At 48.6% G+C, this 12,834-nt stretch carries 13 protein-coding genes and 2 pseudogenes; 7 read left to right on the top strand and 8 right to left on the bottom strand.

All coding sequences use genetic code 11. The annotated features are described in order from the left end of the window. Nucleotides 1-285, top strand: a pseudogene (locus AC2JC8_RS02095) (UDP-N-acetylmuramate dehydrogenase); the annotation flags it as partial. Between the two features lie 20 nt (nucleotides 286-305). Next, complete coding sequence (locus AC2JC8_RS02100) at nucleotides 306-647, top strand: YbaB/EbfC family nucleoid-associated protein (RefSeq protein WP_484594116.1); 342 nt, start codon at nucleotides 306-308, stop codon at nucleotides 645-647. On the opposite strand, the gene rsgA is transcribed toward AC2JC8_RS02100, so the two are convergent. The 4 genes from rsgA to grpE are packed head-to-tail and all read right to left on the bottom strand — an operon-like array spanning nucleotide 637 to nucleotide 3,508. Beyond that, nucleotides 637-1,479 (bottom strand): ribosome small subunit-dependent GTPase A, encoded by an 843-nt coding sequence (gene rsgA, locus AC2JC8_RS02105; RefSeq protein ID WP_484594139.1) that lies wholly within the window; start codon nucleotides 1,477-1,479, stop codon nucleotides 637-639. The genes AC2JC8_RS02100 and rsgA overlap by 11 nt on opposite strands. Nucleotides 1,480-1,498: 19 nt before the next feature. Next, nucleotides 1,499-1,723, bottom strand: a complete 225-nt coding sequence (locus AC2JC8_RS02110; RefSeq protein WP_484594140.1) for a sulfurtransferase TusA family protein — start codon at nucleotides 1,721-1,723, stop codon at nucleotides 1,499-1,501. Between the two features lie 22 nt (nucleotides 1,724-1,745). Then, entirely contained in the window at nucleotides 1,746-2,849 is a 1,104-nt protein-coding gene (gene dnaJ, locus AC2JC8_RS02115; RefSeq protein WP_255133436.1) for a molecular chaperone DnaJ, read from the bottom strand. Beyond that, complete coding sequence (grpE, locus tag AC2JC8_RS02120; RefSeq protein WP_484594117.1) at nucleotides 2,849-3,508, bottom strand: nucleotide exchange factor GrpE; 660 nt, start codon at nucleotides 3,506-3,508, stop codon at nucleotides 2,849-2,851. Before grpE ends, dnaJ begins: the two co-directional genes overlap by 1 nt. Nucleotides 3,509-3,618: 110 nt before the next feature. Between grpE and AC2JC8_RS02125 the strand changes: the two genes are divergently transcribed. From AC2JC8_RS02125 to AC2JC8_RS02135, 3 genes are read left to right on the top strand one after another with little or no spacing between them, the layout of a single operon-like run. Beyond that, nucleotides 3,619-5,004 carry a GspE/PulE family protein gene (locus AC2JC8_RS02125; RefSeq protein ID WP_484594118.1) on the top strand — a complete coding sequence of 462 codons (1,386 nt, stop codon included), beginning with the start codon at nucleotides 3,619-3,621 and terminating at the stop codon, nucleotides 5,002-5,004. A 54-nt stretch (nucleotides 5,005-5,058) separates the two neighbouring features. Further along, nucleotides 5,059-6,138 carry a type IV pilus twitching motility protein PilT gene (locus AC2JC8_RS02130; protein ID WP_484594141.1) on the top strand — a complete coding sequence of 360 codons (1,080 nt, stop codon included), beginning with the start codon at nucleotides 5,059-5,061 and terminating at the stop codon, nucleotides 6,136-6,138. Further along, a complete protein-coding gene (locus AC2JC8_RS02135; protein WP_484594119.1) occupies nucleotides 6,135-7,370 on the top strand; it encodes a type II secretion system F family protein in 1,236 nt (411 codons plus the stop codon). Before AC2JC8_RS02130 ends, AC2JC8_RS02135 begins: the two co-directional genes overlap by 4 nt. A 5-nt stretch (nucleotides 7,371-7,375) precedes the next feature. Here the strand turns inward: AC2JC8_RS02135 and AC2JC8_RS02140 are convergent, their stop codons facing one another. From AC2JC8_RS02140 to msrB, 3 genes are read right to left on the bottom strand one after another with little or no spacing between them, the layout of a single operon-like run. Then, on the bottom strand, nucleotides 7,376-9,436 hold the full coding sequence (locus AC2JC8_RS02140) for an acyltransferase family protein (RefSeq protein ID WP_484594120.1): 2,061 nt from the start codon (nucleotides 9,434-9,436) through the stop codon (nucleotides 7,376-7,378). Next, the gene (locus tag AC2JC8_RS02145; protein ID WP_484594121.1) at nucleotides 9,394-10,635 is read right to left on the bottom strand and encodes a BaiN/RdsA family NAD(P)/FAD-dependent oxidoreductase; all 1,242 of its coding nucleotides are present in this window, start codon (nucleotides 10,633-10,635) and stop codon (nucleotides 9,394-9,396) included. The genes AC2JC8_RS02140 and AC2JC8_RS02145 overlap by 43 nt, the downstream gene beginning before the upstream one ends. Beyond that, complete coding sequence (msrB, locus tag AC2JC8_RS02150; RefSeq protein ID WP_484594122.1) at nucleotides 10,628-11,149, bottom strand: peptide-methionine (R)-S-oxide reductase MsrB; 522 nt, start codon at nucleotides 11,147-11,149, stop codon at nucleotides 10,628-10,630. Before msrB ends, AC2JC8_RS02145 begins: the two co-directional genes overlap by 8 nt. Nucleotides 11,150-11,155: 6 nt before the next feature. On the opposite strand from msrB, the gene dusA reads away from it, so the two are divergent. After that, the gene (gene dusA / locus AC2JC8_RS02155) at nucleotides 11,156-12,163 is read left to right on the top strand and encodes a tRNA dihydrouridine(20/20a) synthase DusA (RefSeq protein ID WP_484594123.1); all 1,008 of its coding nucleotides are present in this window, start codon (nucleotides 11,156-11,158) and stop codon (nucleotides 12,161-12,163) included. Between the two features lie 115 nt (nucleotides 12,164-12,278). Further along, a complete protein-coding gene (locus tag AC2JC8_RS02160; protein ID WP_484594142.1) occupies nucleotides 12,279-12,584 on the top strand; it encodes an MscL family protein in 306 nt (101 codons plus the stop codon). A gap of 7 nt (nucleotides 12,585-12,591) precedes the next feature. On the opposite strand, the pseudogene AC2JC8_RS02165 reads toward AC2JC8_RS02160, so the two are convergent. Next, nucleotides 12,592-12,834, bottom strand: a pseudogene (locus AC2JC8_RS02165) (hypothetical protein); the annotation flags it as partial.

Below are 12,834 nucleotides of genomic sequence, written 5' to 3' on the forward strand. Positions count from 1 at the left end.
TATCACTTACCCAGTTGCGGCAGTGTATTTCGCAACCCTGAACCACAAAAAGCAGGTCGCATAATTGAAGCGCTTGATCTTAAAGGTTATTGCATCGGTGCAGCGGCAGTATCGGATCTACATGCAAATTTTATTGTTAATAATGGTGGTGCAACAGCAGCTCACATCGACGCTTTAATTAAATATCTACAAATGGAAGTTAACAAAGCCCATGGTATCTGGCTGCATCCTGAGGTGATCCGATTAGGAAGTTTTACAGAGCTAGCAGGTTGCGGATTAACATAAACAAAACAACAAAAAGAACAATGGCTGGATTCGGACTACCCAACTTCGGACAGCTCACAGAAGCTTTCAAAAAGGCACAGCAAATCCAGCAGGACGCGCAAAAGCTACAAGAAGAGCTGGACGCAATGGAAATTGAAGGCACCAGCGTGAATTGCCTAGCCAGCATTTGGCTAACCGGTAACCAACAACCCCTACGGGTAGAACTTGCCGCTGAGTTATTGAGCCAAGGGAAAGAGGCCACCGAAGCCGCCACCCTGGAAGCTTTACAAAATGCCTATGCCCAATCAAGCGCCACGATGAAAGGGAAAATGGAAGAACTTACCGGTGGATTAAATCTAAATCTGCCAGGATTTAATGGCTAATTAGTTCCGCATAAAAGCCATAACGCTCCCAGCTGCGTTCCAATTCGCATCCGGGCTCCTGCAAATGGCGGCAGTCATTAAATTTACAAAGAACCCCAGCCTTTAATTGATTACGAATCTCAGGAAATAAATAAGCTAGATCTTTTGGTTTAATTGGGAGTTCAGGTCTATTAAATCCAGGGGTATCAGCTAATAAAGCGGAATTACCTAATGGGAATAATTCCACGTGGCGCGTGGTGTGGCGTCCCCGTTGCAACTTGCCTGAAACCGCAGCTGTGCGAAGCTGCAACTCAGGCAATAAGGAATTCAGTAAACTGCTCTTACCAACACCGCTGGGGCCGCAAAGAACTGATATTCCAACATCTAAACGTTCTCTCAACCGCTCGATAGCTGGAGAATCACTAAGGCTAAAACTAAGCGGTTCATATCCCCAACTTCCTATACGCTCTAGCCATTGGTTTAGATCTTGTTGTGTAACAAGATCCGCCTTACTTAGCAGCGGTAACACCTCAAGACCTGTGGTTTCTGCGCTTAGTAAAAATCTACTGAGGCCATCAAGATCAAGGCTGGGCTGGGCTAACGCCACCACCACCACCACCCGATCAGCATTTGCTAATGCTGGTCTTTGTAAACAGCTGTGCCGCGGCTCAAGGGCTGCGATTGCAGCGCGGCCATCAAGCCAATCGATCCCCTCAAGGCCTACCCAATCCCCCACCATCACTTGGGCACCTTCATGGGCAAGGCGGGAACGACGGGTGCATAGCAGTAGACGCTGCTCTGCGGGCCCGGGATTTTCTAACCTCACCCTACAAAAATTTGCCTCTAGGGCCATCACTTGAGCCCGCGGCAGTTCAGCCACGGAGAATTCTTAATTGCACCGAACCATCTAATTGCGGATCTCTTACTAGTTCTTGCACTTGATCAGATCCCTCAAGTGATTCCACCACCATGCGATCAGGTTCACCGCCATCAAGCCAAACCTGCAACAACTTGCCTGGTGCTAATGCTTCAAGGGCCAGCTTGGTGCGAATAAAATTAAGCGGACATGGGGTGCCGCGTAAATCAAGCACTGTTATAAAAACCGCAATGGCAAACTAATCATTGAAACAGACCACCAAATAAACCTTTGCCTTTGGGATGGCTTCTAGCAATAGTAGTAAGTTCTTCAAGTAACTCACGCTCCTTTGCTTCTAATTTCTGAGGCACAACTACTTTCACTGTAAACATATGATTACCACGGGCTACTGGATTACCTAAGCGAGGTACACCTCGATCTTTAAGGGTGAGAACAGTGCCGGGCTGAGTACCGGGGGGAATTTGAAACTCTTCAGGTCCATCAACCGTTTCCACCTGAAGGCGATCACCCAATATTGCCTGTAGATAACTAATTGCTAATTCCGAATTTATATGGATACCATCGCGGCGCAATTTTGAATCGGCCTGCACAAATAACACCACATAAAGATCACCAGAGGGGCCGCCGCGCACGCCGGCATTTCCTTCGCTGTTAACCCTTAGCCGCGTGCCAGAATCAACACCAGCGGGGATATTAATTCTTAGTTTCTTACGCACTTGTTGAACTCCTTGGCCGGCGCAATCGCCACAGGGATCAGCAATCACCTGGCCGCTACCTTCACAAGCAGGGCATGGAGCCACCTGGGTAAAAGTGCCAAAGGGGGTGCGGGTAGCGCGGCGCACCTGGCCAGCGCCACCACAGGTGCTGCAATTCACCGGACCACTGCCAGACTTTGCACCACTGCCTTTGCAAGTACCGCAGGTTTCCAAATGACGAATTTGGATTTCCTTTTCTTGACCAAATACCGCCTCTTTGAAGCTGATATTTAGATCAAATCTCAAATCGTCCCCTTGACGGGGACCGCGCTGCCTTTGACCCGGCGCTGCAGCACCACCAAAACCACTAAAGAAAGTTTCAAATAAGTCAGCAAACCCACCCATGTCGCCCATGTCTGGAGCGCCGGCTGCACCGGAAACGCCAGCCTCTCCAAATTGATCGTAGCGGGCCCGAGTTTTCGGATCTCCTAATACTTCATAGGCTCTTCCAACTTCTTTGAACTTATCTTCTGCGCCAGGATCCTTATTTACATCTGGGTGATATTGACGCGCTAAACGCCGATAAGCACGTTTTAAAGTTTCAGCATCAGCATCTCTAGGCACTGCCAGCAGTTCGTAATAATCAGCCATTAGTTATTACCTTCACCCTCAGCAGTGGCTGCATCGCTGTTCGAATCGTTGGTTGCTCCTGAGGGGCCAGGACCCATAGAAACTTTCACCATGGCGTGGCGCAACACACGGCCATCGAGGTGATATCCGCGCTGAAGTTCCTCAATAACCACATCTTCTGGGTATTTATCGCTTGGTTCATTGAGTACAGCTTCATGGAGGCTGGGGTTAAAAGCTTCACCCTCCACCCGCATCGGCGATACCCCCAACTGCTTCATCACATCTACCAATTGTTTATACAAACCTTGGTAACTGCGATGCAATCCTTGGGCCTCTTCTCCCTCAGGATTCAGCTGTTGACGGGCCCGCTCAAAGTTATCCACCACCGGTAAAATTTCACTAAGGGTGCTGCAGATCAATTGCAGCCGCAAATCTTCCGTTTCCCGTTGCTGCCGTTTACGAAAATTATCGAAATCTGCTGCAATACGCATGTATTGCCCGCGTAACACTTCATTCTCCTGCCGCAGGCTGGCTAGATCAGCTTCAACTGATTCGTTTGCAGCTACAGATTCGTTTTCAACAGTTGCTTCGGCCGCAGGAATCGTTTGTTCCTCCATAGATATGGGCGTATCAATGCTTGCCTGCTCAGGAGCAGAGGAAGCGGGGGAATCTTCGTTCATGCGGCAACCCGACAGATTTCATTATTTTGCTGGGGTCCCTACCCCTGAATCAAGGTCGGGAAACCCCGCCATCCTGAAAACAAATACGAGCCATTGCGGCATGGAGCGGCATGGAAAAATTTGAACTAAGCAACAAATTTGACAATTTTGCAAGCCCAGAAGCTCTTGTAGAGCCGCCCCTTGAAGAAAGTGCGGCAAATACCAATGCATCTCCAATGGTGCAGCTAGCAGATCGCATTTTGTTAAAGGCCCTCGATAGCAAAGCCAGCGACATTCATATAGAACCCCAGGAAAATGAATTGCGGGTAAGGCTGCGGCTCGATGGGGTGTTGCAAAACGCCTTTGAACCCCTGCCCGCAAAAGTTATTCCTGCCCTCACCAGCCGTTTCAAGATCATGGCCGATCTTGATATCGCTGAACGGCGCTTAGCCCAAGACGGTCGAATACGCCGGAACTACAAAGGCCGCACTGTGGATTTCCGCTTAAACGTGCTGCCCAGCCGGTTTGGCGAAAAATTGGTTTTACGTTTGCTCGATTCCAGCACCACGCTGCTGGGTTTAGAGAAATTAATCAGTGATCCCTTGGTGCTTGCAGAACTGCGGGAGATCGGTCGCAGGCCATACGGGATTTTGCTGGTTACCGGCCCCACTGGTTCAGGCAAGAGCACCACTCTTTACGGCTTATTGGCAGAACGCAATCACACGGAACTAAATATTTCCACCGTTGAAGATCCAATCGAATACACCCTGCCGGGTATCACCCAAACCCAGGTAAACAGGGAAAAGGGATTTGATTTTGCTCAGGCCCTCAGAGCATTTATGCGTCAAGACCCAGATGTGTTGCTGGTGGGGGAAACCCGCGATCTGGAAACCGCCAAAACCGCCCTTGAAGCAGCACTTACAGGCCATCTAGTGCTCACAACCCTGCACTGCAACGATGCCCCAAGCGCTGTCGCCCGCCTTAGCGAAATGGGGGTAGAAACCTTCCTGCTTAGTGCTGCACTTGTGGGTGTGCTGTCGCAAAGGCTTCTGCGGCGACTATGCAGCCATTGCTGCGAGGTGCACCAACCCGAGGAAATTGAACTTGCTCGCCTCGGTTTAAAAGCAAGCGAGGGCAGCAGCATCAACTTCAAACGTGCACCAAAAACAAACTCCTGCGATAAATGCAATGGCCTGGGCTATCGGGGCCGCATCGGTGTATTTGAACTGATGCGCATCAACGATGAATTATCGGCAGCAATTGGCAAAGGGGCTAGTAGCAATGAATTGCGCAGATTGGCGTTAGCTAATGGTATGAAAACACTCCTAGGCAGTGGCATAAGCCTGGCTAAACAGGGTCACACCAGCCTTGATGAAGTGGAAAGGGTCTTGCTAACAGATTCAGGCCTGCAACAGGAAATACGCCAAAAACAAGTTAGTAATGCCACCTGCAAAGGCTGTAATGCCGGCTTGCAAGACGAATGGCTCGACTGCCCATACTGCCTAACTACGAGATAAACAGATAGGGGGGAACACTGCAGCAGCAGAGCGATAAAAAGTATGGATGCAGCAATCGATCCAAAAATGAGTGCCTTGATGTTGGCGCTGCTGGCAGCTGGTGGCAGCGATCTACATATATCAGCAAATTCAGCTGCCTACGGACGCATTAATGGCGATTTACAACCTCTAACAAACAATAGATTTAGCAGCGGGGAGATTAAACGACTAATTTACTCATTGTTGAGTAGCCAGCAGCAGCAGCAATTAGAGAAGAATTACGAACTAGATTGTGCATATGAGCTTAAAGATGTTTCAAGATTTCGGCTTAATGTTTACAAGGAGAAAAATAACTTGGCCGCCTGCTTGCGATCGCTTGGCAATAAAATACCAAGTTTTAAACAACTCGGCCTGGCACAATCGCTACTTGAAATCATCGATCGCCCCAATGGCTTGGTGCTGGTTACAGGCCCGACCGGCTCAGGCAAAAGCAGCAGCCTTGCTGCAATACTTGAACATATAAACCAAAATAAAGCTCATCACATAATAACAGTGGAAGATCCGATTGAATTTTTATATCAACCGGCCAAAAGTTTAATTCATCAAAGGGAGTTAGGTGAGGATACCCACAGTTTTGCCAATGCTCTGAGGGCAGCGCTACGGGAGGATCCAGATGTGATTCTAGTGGGCGAACTAAGGGATCTTGAAACAATTCAACTAGCAATCAGCGCTGCAGAAACAGGCCATTTAGTGTTTGCAACATTGCACACAAATTCGGCTGCCCAAACGATTGAACGGCTAATTGATGTATTTCCAGCGGCACAACAAAGCCAGATCCGAATGCAGCTTAGTGGCAGCCTACTGGCGGTATTTGCGCAAACACTATGCAGAACTATTGATAAAAGTAACGGCTGCTTTGGCAGGGTGATGGCACAAGAAATAATGATAAATAACAACGCTATTGCAAACCTAATTCGCGAAGGTAAAACAGCACAAATATATTCTCAATTACAAACTGGCAGCAAGTTTGGCATGCAAACAATGGAACAATGTTTAGCAAATCTCATAAATAATAAGCAGATTAGCACTGCCGAAGCCTTAACAAAAACCGGGAGGCTAAGCGAACTACAAAATCTATTGATGGGGGCACCATGAATAAACATACATATATAGGCAGCTACCTAAATTCAAACGGAAGAGAACAACTTATTAAAGTAAAAGCCTACGACATAGCAGAAGCCAAACGTAATCTACGCCAACGCGGCATATTAGCTTTGAATCTAAAAATAGCAGAAAATGATGTAAAGTTACATGCATCTATCCCACAAATTAAGTTTAACTTTGAGAAGTGCCCCGGAGTAAAGGATAAAGCATTATTTGCAAATAAACTTGCTGCACTTGTTGGAGCGGGAGTACCTATCGTTCGCAGCCTAGATTTAATTACCAAACAACAACGCCAAGCCCTTTTCAAACGGGCCTTACAAAAAGTGTCGACAGAGGTAAATCAAGGCAGTTCACTTGCAGATAGCTTAAGGCTCTGGCCCCAAGTATTTGACCCGCTAATGATAACAATGGTGGAAGCTGGAGAAGCAGGTGGAGTATTAGAAGAGGTGTTAAGACGGCTAGCAAAATTACTAGAAAATAATGCTAAATTACAAAATCAAATAAGGGGTGCACTAAGCTATCCCCTCACGGTGCTGCTGATCGCTGTGCTGGTATTTCTTGGAATGACAATATTATTAATACCAACATTTGCAGAAATATTTAAAGAGCTAGGAGCAGAGCTGCCTGCTTTTACAATATTAATGCTAAATTTAAGCGCTATTCTACGCTCCCCGCTTATTATTTTGCTTGGGGCAATGCTAATATTTATTTATTGGTTAATACGTAAGACATATAGGGGTAAAGAAGGTCGCTTAAAAATTGATGGGTTACTTTTAAAATTACCTGTATTTGGCGATTTAATTGAAAAAACGGATACTGCCCAATTTTGTCGCACCTTCAGCAGCCTGAGTCGAGCTGGGGTACCAATTTTGATGAGCCTGAAAATTGTTGCTGATAGTGTGGGAAATAAAGTGTTAGCAAATGCAGTGGTGGCCTCAAGATTAGAGGTGCAGGAAGGGGGCAGCCTGAGCCAGGCACTGGGAAGACAAAGATTATTTCCAGCAATGGCATTAAGCCTTATTGCAATTGGTGAGGAAACCGGCCAAATGGATGTGATGCTTTCAAAAATTGCTGATTTCTATGAAGATGAAATTGCTGTAGCTATAAAAACAATTACCACCATGCTTGAGCCCGCAATGATTGTTATTGTTGGCAGCATTGTTGGCTCTATTTTACTTGCTATGTATCTACCAATGTTTAGCGTATTCAATAAAATTGGTTGATTAATTTAAGGCTGAAGTTGCAACCATTCGCCGAGGGCTGCACTGCCGTAGGCGCTGAGGTGGTCGTGATCTGAATAGAAAGGCCGTCCGCCAAGGCTACTGCTGCATTTTTGTTGATCACAAAATAAATTAATGGGATCAATAATTTGCAGCCCCGGCAGGCGCTCTTGCAGCTGCAGTAAGCGCTGAAGAGCAGGATTTCGGTCTTTTTCAAAATCCTGGCGGGATTGATGGCATTCAAGTTTCAATTTTTCCTGCCAGCCAAGGCATTGTTTACCTAAAACGTTATAAACAGGCCAGGGGGCAAGCAAGCCAATGCGCACCCCTTGGCGTTGCAATTTCTGCAACCCTGGTTCAAAGCTTGGCCCCATTAACGGAGTTTTTGGATTGATATATGGAGCAAAACTAAGCCGCGGAGATAAGCGTGGCATCCGTAAACTCGGCAAAAGCAAACGATCACCGGGCTTTGCAAAGCGCTGCACTAAAGCAAGAGCTTGAGCTTCATAAATGCTGCAACGGGAAAGATCAAAGCTGTAAGAAATTAATGAACAGCCCCCCATTCCAGGCGGTGTTATAAGCAAACCCACCAGCCCAGGTTTTGCAGCCACCATGCTGCGCACCGCCGCCACCAAAGAACCGGCATGGGAATCACCCACAACAAAGAAACGCTGCTCCCCACCACGCAACACTTGCTGCGGATCCAAAACGCTAACTTTTGATGACTGCAAAAGGCTGAGCTGCAGGCTTAGCCCGGGCGTTAGTTGCTTAATTTGCGCAGGAGTGAGGGAAATAGCCGCAGCATCATTATTATTTTTTGCAGTGCTGCCGAGCAGTTGATTAATAGGTTGCGGATCATTCGCATTCCATGCCAATTCTGAGAAAGTTGCCAGGCCAAGGGGGACACGTAAACGTTCCGCTTGGCTTTCGAAGCCAATCAAACTCACTAATCCCAAACCCCCAGCCACAGCCAGCTGAACCAGGGAGGCCTTGCGCCCAGGGCCCTGTTCCACAAAGCGATAAGAAAGCCAGGTAAAAATCAAAGTGGAAACCAGCGCTGCTGGCAACCAATAGCCGGATTGGTTTCCAAATAGATAGCGGGAAAACACAATGCACGGCCAGTGGTAGAGGTAAAGCGAATATGAAATCCTTCCTAAAAACCGCAACAGATGGCACTGCACTAAGGCCTTAAGGGGGCCTACAACGCCAAAGCTGAGCAATACCCCACTGGCAAAAACAGGTAGCAATACGCCTGGAAGTGGATAGGGAGCTTTGTCTGAAAGCAGACAAAAACTAATTAACAAGCCTGCCACTGCAAGCCATTGGGCCAAAGGTGCAAAGTTTTTAAGCTTCTCTAATCGTTGTTGCAGCCTTGGCAACGCCCCCGCCAAAGCAAGCAACACACCGGTTGCTAACTCCCAAAAACGACTAATTGGAGATAGGTAAGCCCGCTGGGCATTGAGTTCAGACCAATGCCAGGCGATCAGCAAAGAAGCAAGCAAAAGTGCAACTGCTGCAAGCCAAAATCGCCAGCGCCGCTCACCACGCACAAAAGGAAGAAAGAACAGCGGATAAATTAAATAAAATTGCTCCTCAATCCCCAAAGACCAAGTATGCAGATAAGGGTTTAAATATTGGTCTGGACTAAAATAGTTTATTTGCTGCGCAAGCAGTTTTAAATTTGATATTCCAAGCAAACTAGTAATCGAAAAACCAGAAAAACTATAAAATAAACGCTTTTCGTAGATCGTATAGCTTACTGCTGCAATCAAAATTAATGCTACCAATAAAGGAGGCATTATTCTCTGGAAACGGCGCTGCAAAAAAGTGGCAACCCCCATTGCTTTTTGTTGATCTTTTTGTTGCCTAGCAAGCAATGCATAGGTAACTACATAACCAGAAATTACAAAAAATATATCCACCCCCGCATAACCACCAGGCAAGATATTGGGAAACAAATGAAATATCACCACCGCTAAAACCGCCACCCCCCTCAGCGCTTCGATATCAGCGCGAAATGGAAAATTCATGAATTGTGATTTGCCGTAATCGCCCTGCCAGCGATCCAACCGCTACTCCAGCAATGCTGAAAATTAAAACCACCTGTCACCCCGTCCACATCCATTATTTCACCTGCAAAAAATAAACCAGGTTGTTTTCGGCTTTCCATCCGCGCCAAATTCACTTCCGCAAGCGCAACTCCCCCCGCAGTTACAAACTCCTCCCCAAACGGACCTTTCCCTAACACTTTATAAACACTACGTTGTAAAACTTGAAGCAGCCGTTGCTCAGCTTGGCGTGATAATTCTGCCCATGGTGTAGCTGGATTCAACTCTGCTTGATTTAGTAATGCCAACCAAAGGCGCCGCTTAAGACCCTGCAATATCTCTGGGCGTCCGTTAGCCAATTGTTTGCGCGCTAAATCTTGGCGAGATCGCTTTAGTTGTTGCTGCAAGATTTCTAAACTTGCCCCTTCACACCAATCAATGCGTAATTCAGCGCGATATTGATGTTTATGCAAGGCCCTAGCCGCAAACGCCGTAAGCCTCAACACCGCCGGACCACTCACCCCCCAATGGGTAATAAGAACGGTGCCCCTCTGACGAAAACTTTCACCTCCAACTAACAATTCCAGCGGCACCGAGCCCTGGGATACCCCCGCTAAATCCCTCAAAAACTGCGCATCTAAACGCAAGGTAAAAAGCGATGGCACCGGCGCCACCAGTTCGTGGCCCAATACTTGGGCAAGCTTTCTGCCGCTGGGATGTCCGCCCGTTGCAAGCAGCAACTGATCACAGCAAATGGAGCTATCTAAGCCTCTACCTTTCAGTTCAAAACCCCCGTTGCTTAAAGGTTTCACCGCCTGCAGCGCCCGCTGGGTAAAAAGCTGAACGCCAACAGCTTGCGCCCTGGAACGCAGAGCTTCCACCACCGTTGCAGAGCTATTGCTCACAGGAAACATGCGGCCATCAGCCTCCTCTTGCAAATCGACGCCCCGCTCACTAAACCAGGCCACCGCATCCCCTGTTGCAAATCGACTAAAAGGACCCCGTAATGGTCTTTCACCCCTTGGGTAATTGCTTACCAGTTCAGCTGGATCCCAACAGGCATGGGTAACGTTGCAGCGCCCACCGCCACTAATGCGCACCTTGGCCAAGGGTTCGGCAGTAGCTTCCCAAATCTGCACCTGTTTAAGACCTGACTCTGCAGCTGTAATAGCCGCCATAAAACCTGCAGCTCCTCCACCTGCAACCACCAGCTCAGGCATCGGCCTTGAAAGTTAAAGCCGCGCCGTTATTGCAGTAGCGCTTTCCAGTTGGTTTTGGCCCGTCATTAAATACATGGCCCTGATGACCTCCGCAGCGACGGCAATGATATTCAGTGCGGGGAACAATTAATTTGAAATCCACTTTACTAACCACCGCCTTTTGAAGTGGTGCCCAAAAACTTGGCCAACCTGTACCGCTATCAAATTTAGTAACACTCGAAAATAGAGGCAATTCACAGCCGGCGCATTGATAAATACCCTTTCGTTTCTCGGCATTTAGGGGGCTACTAAAGGGGCTTTCAGTGCCTTCTTGACGCAAAACCTTGAACGCGGCTGGAGCTAACCGGGCCCGCCATTGGGCTGGGCTTAATTGCCAGGCGGGATCAGTTGCTTCTGTTGCTGCTTGGGTAGGGGCTGGACGCCAAAAAGCGGCAAAGGCTGCAGCAAGGGCTTGCAGCAATGAACGGCGTTGCCAATCGGCCATGCTGAATAAACGCACATCAAGCTGCAGCATGGATTAGTGACCCCCTCAAGCGCTACTGCAAATCAGCCTCCGGCCCATCGTTTCAGTGTGGCGCCAATGCTGGATTACACCGATCGCCACTTTCGTGTGCTGATACGGCAGGTGAGTCGCCACGCGCTTTTGTATTCAGAAATGGTGGTAGCTCAGGCGCTACATCACGGCGATAAGAGCAAACTGCTCAACTTTGATCCAATCGAAAAACCCTTGGTTTTACAGCTTGGGGGCGACGACCCAGAACTTTTAGCGGCAGCAGCTCAATGGGCAAAAACCTGGGGCTACAGCGAGGTAAATCTGAACGTGGGCTGCCCTAGTGCCAAGGTGCAACAGGGGCGTTTTGGCGCCTGCTTGATGGCTGATCCAGAAAGGGTGGCCCGATGCGTTGCAGCTATGGCTGCTTCCTCAGGCTTACCGATCACGGTGAAACATCGCATTGGCATCGATAACCACGACAGCTACGCGGAACTTCTTAATTTCGTTGATACGGTTGCTGCAGCCGGCAGCGAGCGATTCATTATTCATGCGCGTAAAGCATGGCTTGAGGGCCTTGATCCCAAACAAAACCGCACGGTTCCACCCCTGCGTTACGACCTAGTGCAGCAATTGAAACAAGACCGACCAAAACTGTTATTGGAATTAAATGGTGGTTTAGAAACCTTAGAAAATTGCCAGCAGCATTTGCATTGGGCTGATGGAGTGATGGTGGGAAGGGCCGCATACCATCACCCACTGCAATGGAACCAGGTTGATCGAAAGCTTTTTAATGATGAAAAGGCGATTCCAGCTCGAGCCTCAACGGTGCTGCGGGGCCTTATGCCCCATACGGAGCAATGGTGCAGGGATGGGGGCAAGCTGTGGCCCATTGCCCGCCACTTGGTTCATTTAGTGGAAGGGGTTAGCGGTGCTCGCTATTGGCGCCGAGCCTTAGTAGAAAAAGCTTCTAAAGCCAATGCTGGACCAGAGGTGCTGGAGAGCGCTTGCCTGCAATTAGAGGAGCGCGGTTTGTAACTAGCTGCTAAAGCACGAGGGCAAAATCAAAAATTCAATGGTCAAACAATTTTTGCGGGATTTCCGCAATTTTCAGCATTAAGGAAATGTAATAGAACTTGCCATCGCTGTAGTTATTGGCGGTGCCTGCGGAAAGGTTGTTGATGCTTTAGTGAGCTTGGTGATGGGCCAATTACTCACTCCAACCTTGAAATCCCTTGGAATTGGTCAAATTAATCAATGGCCTGCTGGCAACTTCTTGGTGGCGTTGATCAATTTTGTTGTAATCAGCCTTGTTGTGTTTTCAGTGATGCGCACGATTCAAAATCTGAAGCGTCAAGAAGAGATCAGCACAACTGCCGCTGCCGCAACTGATCCGCAACTGCTGTTAGCAGAAGCAGCCGAACGGCTCGCCAAAGCGCTGGAGAGCCGCAAGTTTTAAAACAAATTCAACCTTCAGCGCCACCGTAATCACCCCAATCCTCACTGGGGGCTGGGGTGGCTGGGCGATCACCACCACCGCGGCGGCGGCGGCTGCGGCCGTCGTCAAAACCATCGCGGCTTGGTTCACCGGCTGGGGCGCCCCAGGTATCTGCCGAAGGGGCAGGGGTTGGAGCTGGAGCTGGAGCTGAATCGCGATTGCCGTAGCTGCGATCTTCCCAACCGCGGGCACCCGAGCTGCGCTCGCCGCC

The organism is Synechococcus sp. (assembly GCF_982614295.1).